Genomic DNA, 16,720 nt, shown 5'->3' with positions numbered 1-16,720 from the left:
GCTCCCCATCCTCGCGTCAGCGCCGCGGGTACCGCTCGATCCACTCGTCGCCGAGCGCGCTCAACGCCGAGTGCCGGTCGAAGTGCCAGTAGGCGTCCGAAGCGACGTTCTCGACCAGGTAGCGCAGCTCCAGCTGGTCGACCCACTTCTGCGGCAGCCCGGGGATACCGGTGCGCGCGCCGAGCAGGGCGCCGGCGATCGCGCCGGTGAGCGCGCTCCGGCCGGAGTGGTTGACGGCCCGCAGCAGCGCCTGCTCCGGGTAGTTCTCGAAGCCGGACAACGCGGCGAAGGCGCGTCCGAGGACCGAGAGCGTCGACTTGCCGTCGCCGATCAGCTCGGGCATCCGCAGGTCGGGCAGCCCGTGCTCGCCGAAGAACGGCACCGACTCGGCGACCATGTCCTTGATCTCCGCCCACTCCGGACCCTGCTGGTACTGGTTGTCCGGGTTGAGCACCTCGCGGCTGAGGTTCCAGATCGGGAAGCTGAACGCCTCCTTGGTCAGCGCGTGCTCGAACAGCCAGGTCAGGTAGGTCGCGGCCGACAGGTCCGGCTCGGTCGGGTGGGTGACGCCGGCCAGGTCGCGCACCGCCTGGCGCGCGCCGCCGCTCAACCCGCTGCCGGGACCGGCCATGGTCAGCGCGGCGGGCAGCGCCGGGATCAGCGCGGCCGGGCCGGTCATCGGCGGCGCGCCCCCGGCTTCGGTCGCGAGCTGGTGGTACGAGTTCAGCTCGGCGTCGTCGGCGTCACGGCGGGCGTGCAGGTCCGCGACCTGCACGAGCCAGCCGTCCGCGTTCTCCATCGGGGCGCCCTGCGTCCGCAGCCAGCGCTGCAGCGCCCCGCGGACGACGCCGGGGAAGAGCTGCTCGGCCTCGCGGGACTCCGGCTGCTCGCGGTGCGGGCTCCGGATCACGGCCTCGGTGTAGAAGAGCAGCCGCTGCGTCAGCGAGCCGATCCGGCCCGCCTGGTCGAAGGCCGGGATGAGGTCGGCGACGCCCTCGATGCCGAACTTCGCGTGGATGTCGTGCAGCGGCATCCGGTCGACGGCCGCGCCGAGGGCCTCTCCCAGCGCGAAGCCGACGTACGCGCCCGTGACGCGCTGCCAGCCGTAGCGGAAGCCGTCGAGGTCGCGTTCGAAGTACTTGCCGAACGTGTCCAGCCGCGGCGTCGCGCGGCCGGCGTTGTCGTACGTCGGCGCCAGGCCGTTCGCGCGCAGGTCATTGGGCTTGCTGCGCGGCGGCTCCGGCATCTGCAGCCGCTTCAGCCACGACTCGCCGAGCACGGTCTTCGCGCACTCCTCGGCGGTCAGCTCGTACCCGCGCCGCCGGGCCTTCTCGGCCGCGGCGAGCGGCGGCTTGACCGGGTCCGGCAGCCCCATCCGCGACGCCGTGTCGGCGGCGACGCGGATCAGGTCCTCCTCGGCCTCCGGGCAGCGGCCGTGCACGTCGATGCGCGGCTCGTGCCGCGGGAAGCGCTGGACGATGCCGGCGAGCTCACCGCTGGAGACGTCCTCGATGGTCGTCGGACCGCCGTTGATCACCAGGTTCGGCGGGTGCTCGAACTCGGCGAGCGTCGCGACGTCGACCTTCCACCAGCCGTGCTCGCGCGACGGCAGGTTCCGGGTCGAACTGAACACCTTGAGCTCGTTGCGCTCCTCGGCGAAGTAGAACCGGTCGGTCTTGCCGGTCTCCAGGTCGAGCGGGATGAACACCTCGCACCGGATCAGGCCGATGAGCAGCAGTTCCCGCGTCAGCCAGCCGACGCTGGCGAACGACAGCAGCGTCTCGAGCGTGTTCTCGGGCTTCGGGTAGCCGCGGCGGATCGGGCCCGCCTTGTACTCGGGGTTCTCGCGCTCTTCGCCGGTCTGGTTGCCCTCGGCGTCGACCTTCACCCAGCCCGCGACCGCCTGCAGCGGCACGCCGAGCTCACCGAGCCCGGCCTTCACGTACTCGGGGTCGACGACCTCGCGCCAGTTCTCCTGGCCGGGGAACGCCACCGGCACGGACAGGCCGCCGGGGTGCGGGTGCGCCTGCCGCAGCTCGCCGTCCGGCTCGCGGACCACGACCGACGGCGGCGGGAAGATCTCCTTCTCCGGCCGGCCCTCGTCGAGGAACGCGATGGTGTTGTAGGGCACCGACCAGCCCTCGGGGATGCGCAGCACCTTCTCGGTGTCCACCCGGAGCCCGGCGGGACCGGAGACGTCCGGGCCGTGCACCGCGCGCAGCCACTGGCCGACCTTGGCAATCGCTTCCGCCGCTTCCACCTACTCGATCCTCTCCAGGCTTCCGTCGGACTCGTGCTCGGCGATCGTCTTCGGCAGCACGAAGGCCACCGCGCCACCCGGCAGGTTCGCCCACGGAACCGTGATGCCGGTGATCACGTGCAGAGGGCGTCTCAGCCGGTAGCTCCGCCGTTCCCGCTCACGTTCCAGCGGCAGCGACGTCGTGGCGAACCGTACCTCCCCGTGGTGAACGAGATTGCCGGGTTCCTCGCCGAAGCGCAGAACGACCGTACCCGCCACCAGCCGGGTGATGCGCTTGTTGCGGAGCAGGGTGAGGGGAGGCTCACCCGGAGCCGGGTGGACCGGCCAGTCGTCGAGCTCCTTGGCGGTTTCCAAGGGGGTTTCGTGGCCGGCGGTCATCCGGGCGGGGTGCAGCAGCAACGCGCCGAGCAGCTGCTGGGCGGCGTCTTCGAGCCGTTCGAAGTACTGGGGCTCGCGGGGCTCCCCGCCGGCGTACGCGGCGACCTCCCAGCCTTCGGGAGCGAAGTTGAGGCACCACGTGCCGTCGGCTCGCTCGCCGACGCGGTACGCCTCCGGCCAGACGCCGTGCTCGCCGAGCCGCTGGACCAGGACGATCAGCAGTTCCTCGTCGCCCAGCTTCGGGTCCGGCGTGGTCTCCAGCTCCGCGGCGACGTCACCGCTCGTCTTCTTGACGTCCGCGCGGCTCGGCTTCGGCCTCGGCCGGCCCAGCAGGTCGGCCTCCGCGGTCCGGCGCACCAGCGGCTCGACGTACGGCGGCTGGAAGTGGTGACGGCGGATGTGCGCGACCAGGTCCGGTTCGGGCGGGATGCCCTGGTCGGCCAGCTGGTCGGCCACCGACGACGACCAGATCCAGGCACCGTCGGTGTGGAAGCGCTCGTCGCCGTCTTCGTGGACGACGGCCTCCCGCTCGAGGTACTGCAGCACGAGCGGCACCTCGGTGTCGGTCAGCGGTGGGCGTTCGACGTCTTCGTCGGTCTTGGCGTGCCGGAATACCACGCCGAGCGGCAGCTGCGCGCGAAGCCGCCACCAGTCGGGGATGTGCTCCTCGGCGCGCGGGAACGCGGCCAGCTCCTCCGGGTAGGCGGCCGACGGCGGCGCGTCCGTCCACACCGGATCGTCGTCGAGCGCGAAGTCGAAGTCGAAGGTGCCGTCCGGGGCGAGCGTGAACCGCGCCTGCAGCCAGGTGCCGCGGTCCTCGGCGTACATCCCCTTGCGCAGCTCGGTGAACAGCTCGGCGACGGCGTCGGAGGTCGTCGCGTTGTGGCCCTGCAGCTCGGTGTGCGCCCCGACCTGCCGGAAGTCGACGGCGGCCGGCCCGGCGGCGTCGGTCCGGAGCTCGCGGACGAGCTTTCCCAGCTGCACCAGGACAGTGCGCTGCTCTTCGGGCGAAAGTCGTTGTTCCACGTGAATCATCGCGCCAACGTCGAGGTGAAGGTGAAGGTCGGGGCCTCGCCGGCGTCGCGGCGGGCGAACTCGTCCTCCCACATCGTGAAGGTGCGCCGGTACAGCGAGTCGATCAAGGCGCGCTCCTCCTTGGTGATCTTGCGGCTTTCCTCTTCCACGGCGGCCCAGATCGCGTCGATGGTCTGGTACAGCGCGAAGATCGGCCCGTCACCGCGGAGGTAGTGGTGCCGCGCTTCCTCGGTGCGGCGCACGAACCGGTCGCGGTCGAGGCTCCGGATGTCCGGTCCGTGGTCGAAGAGCACGTCGGTGACGTGCTCGTTGTCTTCGTCGAACCGGCCGGTCTTCCAGTTGAGGATGCGGCCGGTGAGCCCGCCGTCGGGCGTGCCGTCGACCACGTAGGGGTGGTCGTAGTACTCGAAGTAGGACGGCGTCTGAACCATCAGAGACTCCCCTGCAGCGCGTTCCAGAACAGCTCTCGTTCGCGCTTGATCAGCCCGTCGATCAGGGCTCGTTCGTCGGCGGTGTAGGTCCGGCCCTCGGCCTTGGCGAGCGCCTTGAGATCGCGCCGGACCTCGTAGAGCGAGTGCTCGTACGCCGAAACGTCGTCCAGTGCCTTGAGGTGCAGGCGCAGCTCGGCGACGTGGCCGTCGATGCGCACGCTCATCTGCAGGTCGCGGTAACCGGCCGGAGCGGGGTTCGCGAAGCGGTCGTCGAAGTCGACGATCTCCAGGTCCGGGTGGTCCGCGATCCGCGCCAACGCGGCGTAGGCGTCTTGCACGCGTTCGAACTGGATCATCGCGCCCGCGAGGTCGACCAGCCGCGACGCGTCGCCGTCGTAGTTGGTGTTGATCTTGTCCATCGCCCGGCCTTCGGACTTCGGTCCGGGCCGGAACCCGGCGTGGCCACCGGTTTCCGCCGCCAGCGGCGGCAGGATCTCCTTCAGCTTCGCGTCGGCCCGCGCCGCTTCCGCGTAGCGCTCGGCGAGGTACTGCCGCGTGTAAGCCTCGTCCCCGGCCTTGCTCAAGTCGAATTCGGCCTGCCGGCGGTGTTGCTGAGGGTGCCCCTCCGCCTGGTCGATCACCTCGTGGGACGTCTCGGCCTGGTCCGGGGTGAGCGGGGTCGGCTCCGCGTCCGGACCCACCGGTTCCGCGTCCGGGGCCGGGTGGTGCACCTCGTGCACGGCGTCGGCCAGGATCGGGAGGGCCTCGTCGTGCACCAGCAGGCTGGCGATCGTCTCCGGCTTGCGCAGCAGCGACCGCGTCAGGAACTCGTTGGCCGGGTCGTGGAGCAGGTCGACCAGCTCCGGGTGCTCGGCCAGCCGCGTCCGGACGAACTCGCCGACCGGCCCGAGGTTCTGCGGGTTCCCCTCGTGGTCCTTGACGACGAGGTCGGTGGTCGCGTCGGCAAGCGCTTCGGCGACCCTCGGCTGGGCGAGCAGCTCGTCGAGGCGGGACTGCGGGGCGCTGCCGTAGCCGCCGTGGTCCGTCGTCCCGGCGTGCTCGGGGTGGAGGTGCACCTCGTCCGGCCTGCCGACGTGCATCAGCTTGATGCCCTTCGGCGGCTGCGGCAGGTGCATGAGGTCGCCGGACTGCGGGTCGATGAACGCGACGCCGTCGCGGGTGTGCACGACCATCGCGACGTGCCCGTACTCGACGCCGTTCGGGCCCTCGTACTTCACCGCGACGACGGCGTGGTGGTCGAGCGGCATGTCCCGCATCTCGCGGATGACGTCGTCGTAGCTGCCGCGCTCGGAGAACGTCTCGCCGAACCGGCCCTCCAGGTGCTCGAGCGTGCCGCGCGTGCCCATCTCGTGGAAGAGGACCGGCTCGGCCGTCATGTCCCCCCCGCGCAGCCGGTCCAGGTAGGCCTCGGGCGCGCGGGTGCAGTTCGACAGGTACCCGTTTTCCAGCGCGCCCGGCTGGTGGAAGCCCGGGTTGACCTCGCGCAGGTGCGGGTGGCGGTCCTGGACGTAGGCCGCGCGCTCCGCCGGCGTCGCGGCGCCGGCGTGGATGGCGGGCTCGGACGGCGGGTTCGTCGCCCGAGCCAGGTGTCCGTAGTCGGGCTGGGGCTCTGGCGTCGGCGGAAGTTCGTGCGTGTCGAGGACGTCGCTGACCTTGGGGTGCTCCGGCGGCGTCGCGACGTGCTCGGGCTCCGCCTCGCCGAAGCCGCCGAGGCGTTCCATCAGCGCGGCCTGCTTGCGCCGTTCGAACTCGGCCGCATTGTGGTCGTTCTCGGCACGGCGCTCGGCCATCTTCCGCTGCGCGGCCTCGGGGTCGAGGTAGCGCGGGTGGCCGGGGCCGATCTCCTCGGCCTCGATGACCCACTTGCGGCGGCCCTCGGGCGTGAGCTCCAGCCGTCGCTCGTGCACCAGCAGCTGGGTGCCGGGCGGCGACAGCGACTCGCGCTCGGACGGGTTCTCGGCGAGCTTCGAGATGTCGCGGAGGTTGTCCGACCGGACGTGCAGCTCGACGTCGTCGCCGAACTTGCTGGTCGAGAACTCGCCGGTCTTGATGGACGCGCTGGAGAACGACGGCTCGACGACCACTTCACCCGGGCGGTACGGCCCGGCGACGAGCTCGGCCAGCCGCGGGTCGCCGTGGACGTCGAAGGCGCGGATGGTCTCGCCGGACGTGCGCGGGACCTGGTTGAGGCCGTCGGTGATGGCGCGGGCGTTCGCCTGCGCGAGGTCGAAGCCGGGGTGGCCCGGGCCGCAGCGCAGAGCCTCGTTGACGTCGTAGGCGTACTCGCCGCGGGTGTAGCCGTGCACCGCGACGGCGCCCTCGTCGGTCAGGGGCAGTCCGGCGGCGTCCCGCCGGGCGAGCGCGCGGTCGTGGATGTCCTGGTAGATGCGCTCGTCGCCGACCGCGCGGCGGATGCTCTCGTGGTCGGCCGGGGTACCGCGGTGGTCGTCGTCGAAGAGGTAACCCTCGTCGTGCGGCGGCCGTTCGGTCGTGGGGTTGAGCCGGTCGGTGATCGTCGGCGTCTCGTGCGGGCCGAGCGGCAGTTCGCGGATCGACGTGGCATCGTGCGGCAGCTCGGCGAGCCGCCCGGTGACGGGATCGGCGAACAGGATCCCGTGCTCGGTCCGCACGGCGGCGACCAAGTGCTCGGTGCCGGCGTGCTCGAAGGAGACGGCCGTCCGCGCGCCGACAGGACGTTCTCCCAGGTCGCGCGCGACGTCGTCGAAGCTGCCGCGGTCGCGCCAGTTCCCGCCGAGGCTCTCGCCCCGGGCCGGCCCGGCGACGACGTCCTCGCCGTTCATGCGCCGGTCGAAGGCGGTCATCGACTCGGCGGCGTTGGTCCGGAAGCCGTGTTCGCCCGGGCTGTAGTGGTTGCGGGTGTTGACGGCGGCGAGTTCGGGAACGGCGTCGCGGACGAGCCGCGCGTGCTGCTGCGGAGTCTCGACGGACCCGGCGTGGAGCACCGGCGGCCCACCCGGCGTCAGCGGTTCGGCGAGCCGCGACCAGCCCCCCTCGGGCTCGGTGGTGGCGGGCACCCGCTTTTCGGGCGGCGGCGGCGCGTCGTCGTCCCCACCGAGCAGCTTGAACAGGTCCCCGGACGGCTTGAGGTGGGGATATTCGGCGTAGAACTGCGCGTCCTTCTCGGCCGCTTCCCGCTCGAAGCGCTCTTCGTCGGCGCGTTCGGCGGCCCGGCGTTCGTCGACAGCGTCCCAGGTATCGCCGCGATACCGCGGATCCCCAGGCGCGATCTCTTCGGCGTGCACGATCCACTGCGGCTGGTCCCGGGCGCCGGGGCGGTTCTCGAAATCGGGGTGCTGGGGATGCCCCGGCCCCATCTCGACCCCGGTGATCTCGAACTGCGACCCGGCCTTGAAGAGCACCTCGCGCTCGCGCCCGATGCTGGCCATGGACTCGACGTCGCGGCCGGTCCTGGACTCGATCCGCATCTCGACCTCACCGGCGAAGGTGCTGCGCGGATGCGCCGAGTCGACCTTCGACGAGCTGAGGAAGGAGGGCTCGGTGATGTGCGCGCCCTCGTGGAAGCGCCCGAGGAAGGCCTGGAGCCGCGAGGGATCGCCGTGGAAGTCGACCCGCCGGGAGACGGTGCCGACGTGCGGAGGCAGTTCGTTGAGCCCGGAGACGAGCGCCCCGGCCTGAGGGGCGAGGCCGAGGAGCTCGGGGCCGCCGAGCCGAAGGGCCCGGTTGAGCGGCCCGACCAGCTCGTGCCGCGTGTAGGCGTGCACGGCGAAGGCGCCATCGTCGGACATACCGGGGTGGAACTGGTCCCGCCGGGCGAGCGCCTCGCGGCGGACCTGCTCGTGGCGCCACTCGCCGGTCTCCGGGCTTTGCCGCCCGGAGTCCATGAAGGTGTCCTCGATCCGCGCGATCCCGGCGGGGTCCTGGGCGCGGAAGCCGGGATCGTCGAGGTAGGGCTCGTCGGCGAACTGGTCGTCTTCGGTGTGCGGCGTGCTGCCGTCTGTTTCTTGACCGGGGTCGGTACCGGGTTCCTGCTCCGCCGGCAGTTCCTGCTCACCCGCGCGCTGGTGCGCCGCTTCGGCAGCGGGCTGCCGATCGTGCTCAGGTGCTTGCTCGAACCCACCGCGCTGGTGCGGAGGGGCGTGCTCGGCAGCAGAAACATCCCGCCCGCCCGACTGCTCGGCCGCAGGTGGTTGTCCAACCGTGGGCTCACCCGCCCGTTCCGCAGTGGGCGCCGGTTGCCGGGTTGTGTGTGCGTCTTGGCCGCCGGGCTGCTGGGCTGCGGTCGGCGCTTGTCCACTCGGCTGTTCCGCAGTGGGCGCAGGCTGTTGGGTTGCGCGTGCGTCTTGCTCGCCGGGCTGCTGGGCTGCGGTCGGCGCTTGCCTACTTGGCTGTTCCGTAGTGGGCGCGGGCTGTTGGGTTGCGCGTGCGTCTTGCCCAACGGACCGCTCGGCTGCGGTCGTCGCTTGCTCACTCAGCCGTTCCGCAGTGGGTGTCTGCTGAGTTGCGTCCGCGCCTTGTTCGGTGGGCCGCCGGGCGGCGGGTGCTTGCCGCTCGATCGGCTGGTCCGCAGCGTTCCCGACCGGCCGCTCGTCCGGGGTTCGCCGCTGCTCGCCGGCTGGATCCGTCGGCCGATGCCGGTCCGGGTTCTGCCCAGTCGCGGGTGGCTGCTGCTCGACCGGCCGCTCCTGAACCGGGGCGTGCTCGGCCACGGGCACGTTCGGCTCCGTCGGCCTCGCGACAGGCTGCTCGAATGGCCCCTGCGGACCCCGAGGCAGACGCTCCTGCGGCGGCCCGAACCGCGGCGGCGGAACCTGCGGCGGCCCCACCGGGCGCGGCGGACCCAGCCGCGGGTCGTGCGGCGGCCGGCCACCCGGCGGTGGCGGCATCGGCGGCCGCCCACCCGGATGCGGACCCGGCCCCTGCGGCCCGCGCGGCTGGTTCGGGTACCCCGCGGGACGCTGCCCACCAGGCACCCCCTGGTGCGGCGGCCCACCCGGCGGCCACGGCGGCATCCGCCGCGGATCGTTAGAAGGCAACCCACCCTGCGGCGACTGCCCCCGGTGAGAGGAAGCCCCACCCACCGGCGGCTGCCCACCGCGCGGCGCCTGCCCAGCCGACGGCCCCTGCCCTCCCGGCGGCCGTTGCCCACCGTGAACCGCCTGCCCACCCTGCGCCTGCCCACCCTGCGCCTGCCCACCCTGCGGCGACCCGCCCTGCGGCGGCTGCCCACCATGCGGGGGCTGCGCAGCGTGCGACGGTTGGCCACTCTGAGGGGGCTGCCCACCAGGCGACGGTTGGCCGCCCTGCGTCGGCTGCCCTCCCTGCGGCGGCGACCCACCCTGCGGCGGCTGCGCACTGTGCGGGGGCTGCCCACCCTGCGTCGGTTGGCCACCCTGCGACGGCTGCCCTCCCTGCGACGGCTTGGCACCGTGCGACGGCTGCCCACCGTGCGGCTGACCGCCCAGTACTTGCCCAACCCCCGGTTGTCCGCCGTGCGATTGGCCGTTCTGTGGCTGGCCGCCCTGTGCCCCACCGTGCGGTTGATTGCCGTGTGGCTGCCCACCGAACGGGTGTCCACCTTGTGCTTGACCGCCGTGTGGCTGCCCACCGTGCGACTGGCCGTCATGCGCGTGCCCGCCATGCGGCTGTCCACCGTGCGGTTGCCCGCCCAGCGCCTGACCGCCCGGTGCCTGACCGCCCTGCGGTTGTCCGCCTTGCGGGGGCCGCCCACCAGACGACACCGGCGGTTGCCCGCGCATCGGCTGACCACCCGGCGGCATCCGGCGCGGGTCCTGCGGTGGCATCCGTCGCGGCTGCTCGTGCGGTGGCTGACCGCCGCGCGGGGGCATCGGGGCCGGGCCATTCGTACGTCCGGGACCACCGCCGCCGTTCGGCATTCCCACTGGTGGGGGTGGTGTGAATCCGCCCTGGGGCGGGCCCTGCTGCGGCGATGGCCCGCTCTGGAACGGTGCCGTTCCCCCATCGGCTGCCGCGAACGGCTGGTTCGCACCGCCGGTGAAGCCGGCCGCTCCGACGTTGTCCTGCGGGTGTCCGCCGGTCTGGCGGCCCGGTTCCGGGCCCGCTCCCGGTGGGGCCATGCCGTAGCCGCCGTTCGACGGTGCACTGGCCGGACTCGGCATCGCGCCGTGCGACGAGACCGCCGGCGGTGCCGAACTACCCGATGATGGCGCCGGCTGGCCAGGTGCCGAGGGCTGTTGCTGAGGTGCGGGACCGTCCGACACCTGCCGAGGCACCGGACTGTCTGCAGCCGCCCTCACTTCAGGGTGCGGACGTTCTGCCTGGACATGATCGGCACTCGGCCGCGGCCCCTCGGATTCGGCCGTGTGTCGCGGCTCGGCGGACGGGCGTTCCGGCTCTCGAGCAGACGCAGTGTCCGCACGTTGCTCGGGTTCGCGACGGGCCTCCGGCTCGGATGACGTCTCGCGCCGCGGCTCGTCGCCACGCGACTCCGGTTCGGACGACGGCCCTCGCGAAGGTTCTTCCCCCCGCGACTCAGGCTCCCGCGAAGAGTTCTCCCCTCGCGATTCGGGCCCGGACGGCGGTTCTTCTCCGTGCGACTCCGGCTCCGACGAACGCCGAGCCTCCTCACCCCGCGACTCCGGCTCACCGCCAGCCTCTCGCGAAGAATCCCCCCGCGACTCAGACTCCGAAGACGCCCCCGGCTCCCGATCCGAACCACCGCCGGACCGCGACTCCCCAGGCCCCCCACCCGGCTCCCGAGGAATGTTCGCCTCATGAACCGAGTGCATCTGCTCCTTGGCGCCCCCGACCGCCCCACCCACAGCCCCACTGGAAGCCCCGGTCAGCAACTGCTCGGGCGTCAAAGACCCCAGATCCCCGGTAACCGCCGCCTGTCCGACGGTCTGCGCAACCCCCTCGACCGCCCCCCGAGCCCCGGCCCGCACCGCCGCGTCGGCAACCTGACCCCCGGCCGAGTGCGAAAGCCCCTCGGTGGCCCCCCGCCCGATCGACCCCGAAGCCGCCCCGACCACGCCACCGACAGCGCCGGAGATCGCCGCGTCCGAAGTCTTCGACCAGTCCCAGTCCTTGCGGTCGCCCTTCGCCATCTGCAGGCCTTGAATACCCGCATCCATCCCCAGGTTGATGGCCTCGTTCTTGAGGACCTCCATGCCGATCTTCTTGAGACCCTGCTTCAGCAGCTTCTCCAGCAGCTCCTTCGCGACCTGCTTGAACCCCTGCTGCGCCAGCTTCTCGAGCAGCTGCCGGAACAGCATCTGCACCGTCATCCGCGTCGCGACCTGGGCCGGCGCGATGCCCGCCGTCGAGCCGCCGAACGTCACCGCTGCCGCCGCGATCATCGCCGCAATCTGGGCCGCCAGCACGATCAGCGAGATGATGATCATGTACTTCGTGTACTCGACGTCCAGCGCCGTCTGGTCGCACGAGTCCCCGAGAGCCTTCGTCGCGTCGGCCAGCTGCTTGAAGTACGCCTCGTCGCCCTCGACGAACTTCTTCCACTGCTCCACGAACGCGTCGGCGCCGTCGCCGGTCCAGTTGTCGCGGATGCCGGACGCCGCCTGGTTACCCGCTTCCGATGCCGGGCCGATCGCCGAAGACGCCGTGTGCCACGCGTCGCGCAGGGCGCGCAGCTTGGTCTCGTCGCCCTCGGGCCAGCTCTCCCCGACGACGATCGGCAGCAGCCACTTGACCGCGTCGGGCATCTCCATACCCACGGGTCATTGCCCCTTGCCGAGCTGCGAAGTCACGTCTTCGTCGGCGCCCGACAGCGCCTTCATCGACTTGGCGACGTTCTGCTGCATCCCGCGCAACCCCTGCACGAGGTTGGCGAAGCCTTCGACGGCGCCCTGCGAACCGGGCACGTAGTCCTTGGCGAACTCCTTGCCGGAGTCGTCGTCGCCCCAGCACGCGCCCTGCGCGTCGAGCGCGCCCCGCAACGCCTTCAGCGCGCTGTCGAGCCCGTCCGCCGCCGTGGTCAGGCCGCTCGAAGCGCCCAGGACGGCGTCGGGTTCCGCGGTGAACCCGGAGCCCCCTCCGGGCATCAATCGCCCCTCGTCATCCAGGACGACGGCGGCTCCTCGTCCTCGTCACGCGGCGGGCGGACGCGCTTCGGCGCCGGCTTGGGAGCGGGCATCGGCGGCGGCACGGCCTCGTTGCGCAGGATCGAGCCGCCTTCTTCGAAGGACGCGGGTCGCGGCGCCGGAGCCTCTTCTTCGACGAACTCGGGGATCCGCGGCACCAGCCCGGCCAGCGACGGCGCGCCCTCGACGAGGTCGGCGAGGTCGGGGAGTCCCTCGGTGATCGGCGCCATGAGGTCGGCGATCTTCTGCTTGACCTGCAGCGATCCTTGCCGCACCACCGTCTGGACGGTGTTCGCGAGCTGTGCGGGCGTCGTGCGTTCGAACGCGTTCGGTGCGAACTCGAGTTTCGCGAGGGTGCCGCCGGCGTCGATCGTGGCGCGGACCAGGCCGTCGGAGGAACTGACCTGCGCGGTGGTCTCGGCCGCCGCGGTCTGGGCGTCGCGCAGTTGCGCGGTCTGCCGCTCGAAGTTCTCCAGGAGGGTGTCCATCTGGTCCTTCATCGCGGCATTGCGTGCTTCGAGCCGTGCACGGTCGTCGCCCGCGGTGGTCACAGGTCCCCCCCGGTGTCCCTCGAACCTACTAATGACTTGCCGTCACCCTAATGCCAATGGAGCAGTGACCGTGACCGGTTCGTGGTTTTCCCTCACCGAACCGTCCGGCGCCGCGCCACGGCGTACCCCGCGCCGCCGACGAGGTAGCAGACGGTCGCCGCGATGAGCAGGCCCGGCGAGCGGCCGTCGTCCGGCACGACGAGCGCGCCCAGCGAAACCGCCGCCACCTGCGTGATGTTGAAGAGCGTGTCGTACAGGGCGAACACCCGGCCGCGGGCTTCGTCGGCGACGTCGAGCTGGATCGACGAATCGACGCAGAGCTTCAGCACCTGTCCGGCCCCGGTGATGACGAACGACGCGAGCAGCGCCAGCGGCAGCACCATCGGCAGGCCCAGCGCGGACTGCGCGATCGCGGCGAGCAGCAGCGAACCGAGCACCGCGCGCAGGCGGCCGAACTTCCGGAGCAGCCGCGCCGTCAGCAGCCCGGCGATCAGGATGCCGGCTCCGGCGAGCGCGGCCATCTGCCCGAGCCCGGGCAGGCCGGCGCGGAAGATCCCGTGGTCGGTGAAGTAGTTCCGCATCATCAGCACGGTGACCAGCAGCGACACCCCGAACGACGCTCGGTGCGCGAACAGCGCGATGAAGCCGGCCGTGACACTCGGGGCGCGCCACGCGTGCTTAGCGCCGTCGGCCAGCCCGCGCGCGACGGCCAGCACGGGGTTCGGCGGCTCGTCGACCACCGTCGGCCCGAGCACGCCGCGCGTGAAGCCGCGCGCGATGAACGCCGAGACCAGCGTGCCGAGCACCGCGAACGCCGTCGTCTCGGCCGAGCCGAGGTCGTTGCTGCCGAACAGCGCCCGCAACCCGATCGCACACCCGCCGCCGATGACGGCGACGACGGAGCCGAGCGTCGTGGCGAAGGCGTTCGCCGTCACGACGCTCTCTTCCTCCACGACGTGCGGCAGCGACGCCGAAAGCCCGGAGCCGATGAAGCGCGAGATGCCTTCCGCGGCCAGGGCCAGCGAAAACAGGCCGATCCCACCGAACCCGAACCCGACGGCGATGGCCGCGCAGGCGATCGCCAACCCACGCAGGAGGTTCGCGAAGATGAGGACCTTGCGCCGGTCCCAGCGGTCCAGCAGGGCACCGGCGAACGGCCCGACGACCGAGTAGGGCAGCAGCAGCACGGCGAACCCACCGGCAATGGCCAGCGGATCGGCACCACGCTCGGGGTTGAACAGCACGGCCCCGGCAAGACCGGCGCGGAAAACGCCATCACCCCAGCTGGCGGCGAAGCGGGTGAAGAGCAGACGCCGGAAGTCAGGATCCTTGAGCAGCTCACGGGGGCCTCTTCGTGCGGTGGCCGCACCGGTGCTGATCGTCACGGAACCAGACTAAGGCCCGTTAGTGGGGCACGGGTCAAGAGTCTGGTGGCCGGCGCACACGGGGGGTCCGGGGGGCTTGCCCCCTGGAAAACAAGCTGAGGGCGCCAGGGGCGAAGATGGCGAAGCCATCAAGCAAGGGTGGCCGGCGCACTCAGCCTCGCCTCTCGGCGGCTATGCGCAGTGTGGCTCCTGCCGGACGGTATTCCACAAAGGCGGTTCTTCAGTGAGCCCGGGGGACACGGAGTGCGCCGACCACTGTTTCAAACGAGGCTGCTGAGGCGATTGTTCCCGAGCCGAAGTAATTCGCCGGGCCAGAGGTGAGATCATGGGTCGCGTGTCAGCGGACGCCGAGGTTGAGCCGGGAACGCTCCTGGTCGCCGCCCCCACGATGGTCGACCCCAACTTCAAGCGGACCGTTGTGTTCGTCATCGATCACCGTGACGAAGGCACGCTCGGCGTGGTCTTGAACCGGCCGAGCGACGTCGCCGTGCACGACGTGCTGCCCAACTGGGGCGGGCACGTCGCCGAGCCGCAGGCGGTGTTCGTCGGCGGGCCGGTCGAGAAGAAGACCGCGTTGTGCCTGGCCGCACTGCGCACCGGTGAGACGGCGGCGAGCGTGCCGGGCGTCATCGCGGTTCGCGGGCCGGTCGCGCTGGTCGACCTGGACACCGACCCCGAAGTGCTCGTGCCGAAGGTGCGCGGTGTGCGCGTCTTCGCCGGGTACGCGGGCTGGGACTCCGGTCAGCTCGCCGGCGAGATCGAGCGCGACGACTGGGTCATCGTCCCCGCGCTCCCGAGCGACATCCTGGCCTCACCGAGCGGCGACCTGTGGAGCCAGGTCCTGCGGCGCCAGGGCATTCCGCTGGCCCTGCTGGCCACCCATCCGGGCGACCTCCAGCGGAATTAGGCCTCGTCCTTCTTGAAGACCCCGCAGCCACCGGAGCCGCACGCGCAGCCGGTGCAGCCCGCGGGCGCGGCCGGAGCCGGCGGGGGCACGGTCAGCGCGGCCCGGTTGCCGAGCACGCCGCCGCCCATGACCAGCACGAGCATGGCGAGCACGCCGGCGAGCGCGGCGGAGACCAGGCCGGCGGTCGTCGGCATCGCGAGCCCGGCCAGCCCGGTGAGCACGGAGATCGCGCCACCGGCCATGGTCGGCAGCCCCGCGATGCGGTTGGCCAGCCTGAACGCTTCTTCGCTGCGCAACGCGGCCTGCGTGCGCACGCCGGTCCCGCCTTCGCGCGTCAAGCGCTCGCGGAAACCGAGGAACCCACCAAAGCCGACAAGCAGACCCAGCACGACCGGAACCAGCGCGATAGCGAACACGAGGTCAAGGATAAGCGTGACGTCCTGGCAACCTGGCGGATACCCTGACCGACTGTGCTACAGGCCATGTCACCACGCGTACTGCCCACAGTGCTGACCGCTGCCCTGATCGGGGGACTCGTCGCCGCGGCGCCGGCGAGCGCCGCCGAGAGTCACCAGCGGCCGATCCGCCTGCTCGGCGAACAGATCGTCCCCAACTCCCTGCTGTTCCAGGGCACGGTGGTCGGCGGCCTCTCCAGCATCGACTACGACCCCCGGACCGGCGGATACGCCCTGATCTGCGACGACCGGTCCGCGATCAACCCCGCTCGCTTCTACACCGCGACCTTCCCGGTGTCGGCCGACGGCGTCGGCCCGGTCACCTTCACCAGCACGAAGCCGCTGCTGCGCCCGGACGGCACGCCGTACCCGCCGCTCACGCAGAACGACCCGTCGAAGCCGCAGAACGAGCAGACGATCGACCCCGAAGAGCTGCGCGTCGACCCGTGGACCGGCGACTACTACTGGTCGCAGGAGGGCGAGCGGACGGCGACGACGTTGATCGACCCGTCGATCCGCGAGGCGCGCCGCGACGGGAAATACGTCCGCGACCTGCCGATCCCCGCCAACGAGAAGATGACGCCGACGGCGGGTCCGCGGCAGAACCTCGTGCTCGAGGGCATCACGTTCACCGGCTTCGGCTCGCTGCTGGCCAGCGAAGTCGAAGGCCCGCTCCTGCAGGACGGTCCCGCGCCGACGACGACCACCGGTGCGCTCTCGCGGATCACCCTGCAGGGCCGCTACGGCCCGGTCCTGGCGCAGTACGCGTACCCACAGGAGCAGATTTTCGCGTCACCGGTCCCAGACGGCGCGTTCGCGACCACCGGCGTCTCCTCGATGCTGGCCGTCGACCAGGCCGACCCCACGAAGTTCCTGATGATGGAGCGCTCGTTCGTCACCGGCGTCGGCAACAAGGTGCGCGTCTACGAGATCGACACGAAGGGCGCGACGAACGTCCTGAACGTCAAGTCCCTGGCCGACGCTCAGCACGTCAAGCCGGTCAAGAAGCGGTTCCTCTTCGACGCCGCCGACCTCGGCCTGTCCACTGTGGACAATCTGGAGGGCATGACCTGGGGCCCGAAGCTGCCGAACGGCGACCGCAGCTTGATCATCGTCAGCGACAACAACTTCTCCGCCACTCAGGTCACCCAGTTCGCCGCACTGGCGGTCCCCTCGGAACGGCTTTGACCAGCAAGTTACGATGAACGTATGAACACGGCTCGGCTGCTCCTTAGCC

The 16,720-nt window shown here is 71.5% G+C and carries 10 protein-coding genes; 2 read left to right on the top strand and 8 right to left on the bottom strand.

Annotation, left to right across the window (positions count from 1 at the left end; translation table 11 throughout):
• Positions 1–16: 16 nt before the first annotated feature.
• The 7 genes from ABZ342_RS09525 to ABZ342_RS09495 form a co-directional block, all read right to left on the bottom strand.
• The gene (locus tag ABZ342_RS09525; protein ID WP_360470736.1) at positions 17–2,260 is read right to left on the bottom strand and encodes an ADP-ribosylglycohydrolase family protein; all 2,244 of its coding nucleotides are present in this window, start codon (positions 2,258–2,260) and stop codon (positions 17–19) included.
• Entirely contained in the window at positions 2,261–3,673 is a 1,413-nt protein-coding gene (locus ABZ342_RS09520) for a TNT domain-containing protein (RefSeq protein ID WP_360470733.1), read from the bottom strand.
• On the bottom strand, positions 3,670–4,104 hold the full coding sequence (locus tag ABZ342_RS09515) for a hypothetical protein (RefSeq protein WP_360470730.1): 435 nt from the start codon (positions 4,102–4,104) through the stop codon (positions 3,670–3,672). The genes ABZ342_RS09520 and ABZ342_RS09515 overlap by 4 nt, the downstream gene beginning before the upstream one ends.
• Positions 4,104–7,988, bottom strand: a complete 3,885-nt coding sequence (locus ABZ342_RS09510; protein WP_360470727.1) for a toxin glutamine deamidase domain-containing protein — start codon at positions 7,986–7,988, stop codon at positions 4,104–4,106. The genes ABZ342_RS09515 and ABZ342_RS09510 overlap by 1 nt, the downstream gene beginning before the upstream one ends.
• A gap of 3,834 nt (positions 7,989–11,822) precedes the next feature.
• The gene (locus tag ABZ342_RS09505) at positions 11,823–12,146 is read right to left on the bottom strand and encodes a WXG100 family type VII secretion target (protein WP_155548274.1); all 324 of its coding nucleotides are present in this window, start codon (positions 12,144–12,146) and stop codon (positions 11,823–11,825) included.
• Positions 12,146–12,685 carry a YbaB/EbfC family nucleoid-associated protein gene (locus ABZ342_RS09500; RefSeq protein WP_360470724.1) on the bottom strand — a complete coding sequence of 180 codons (540 nt, stop codon included), beginning with the start codon at positions 12,683–12,685 and terminating at the stop codon, positions 12,146–12,148. The genes ABZ342_RS09505 and ABZ342_RS09500 overlap by 1 nt, the downstream gene beginning before the upstream one ends.
• Before the next feature lie 143 nt (positions 12,686–12,828).
• Positions 12,829–14,121: an MFS transporter gene (locus tag ABZ342_RS09495; protein ID WP_196425810.1), complete on the bottom strand. Its 1,293-nt coding sequence runs from the start codon at positions 14,119–14,121 to the stop codon at positions 12,829–12,831.
• Positions 14,122–14,446: 325 nt separating this feature from the next.
• Here ABZ342_RS09495 and ABZ342_RS09490 point away from each other — a divergent pair, with 325 nt between their 5' ends.
• A complete protein-coding gene (locus tag ABZ342_RS09490) occupies positions 14,447–15,028 on the top strand; it encodes a YqgE/AlgH family protein (RefSeq protein WP_360470721.1) in 582 nt (193 codons plus the stop codon).
• On the opposite strand, the gene ABZ342_RS09485 is transcribed toward ABZ342_RS09490, so the two are convergent.
• Positions 15,025–15,444 (bottom strand): SdpI family protein, encoded by a 420-nt coding sequence (locus ABZ342_RS09485; protein ID WP_360470719.1) that lies wholly within the window; start codon positions 15,442–15,444, stop codon positions 15,025–15,027. The two genes, ABZ342_RS09490 and ABZ342_RS09485, sit on opposite strands and share 4 nt — an antisense overlap.
• 66 nt (positions 15,445–15,510) lie before the next feature.
• On the opposite strand from ABZ342_RS09485, the gene ABZ342_RS09480 reads away from it, so the two are divergent.
• On the top strand, positions 15,511–16,671 hold the full coding sequence (locus ABZ342_RS09480) for an esterase-like activity of phytase family protein (RefSeq protein ID WP_360470716.1): 1,161 nt from the start codon (positions 15,511–15,513) through the stop codon (positions 16,669–16,671).
• Positions 16,672–16,720: the final 49 nt, after the last annotated feature.

The organism is Amycolatopsis sp. NPDC005961 (genome assembly GCF_040629235.1).
GTDB classification, from domain to species: Bacteria; Actinomycetota; Actinomycetes; order Mycobacteriales; family Pseudonocardiaceae; genus Amycolatopsis; species Amycolatopsis camponoti.
The sequence above is the reverse complement of the archived record's forward strand: the minus strand, read 5'-3'. Positions and strand labels throughout refer to the sequence as shown.

Bases quoted from the DNA above. Each gene is read 5' to 3' on its own strand.
- ABZ342_RS09505 (WP_155548274.1), bottom strand. From the start codon at position 12,146: ATGCCCGGAGGGGGCTCCGGGTTCACCGCGGAACCCGACGCCGTCCTG.
- ABZ342_RS09480 (WP_360470716.1), top strand. From the start codon at position 15,511: ATGTCACCACGCGTACTGCCCACAGTGCTGACCGCTGCCCTGATCGGG.
- ABZ342_RS09520 (WP_360470733.1), bottom strand. From the start codon at position 3,673: ATGATTCACGTGGAACAACGACTTTCGCCCGAAGAGCAGCGCACTGTC.
- ABZ342_RS09490 (WP_360470721.1), top strand. From the start codon at position 14,447: ATGGGTCGCGTGTCAGCGGACGCCGAGGTTGAGCCGGGAACGCTCCTG.
- ABZ342_RS09500 (WP_360470724.1), bottom strand. From the start codon at position 12,685: ATGAAGGACCAGATGGACACCCTCCTGGAGAACTTCGAGCGGCAGACC.
- ABZ342_RS09510 (WP_360470727.1), bottom strand. From the start codon at position 7,988: ATGGACTCCGGGCGGCAAAGCCCGGAGACCGGCGAGTGGCGCCACGAG.
- ABZ342_RS09515 (WP_360470730.1), bottom strand. From the start codon at position 4,104: ATGGTTCAGACGCCGTCCTACTTCGAGTACTACGACCACCCCTACGTG.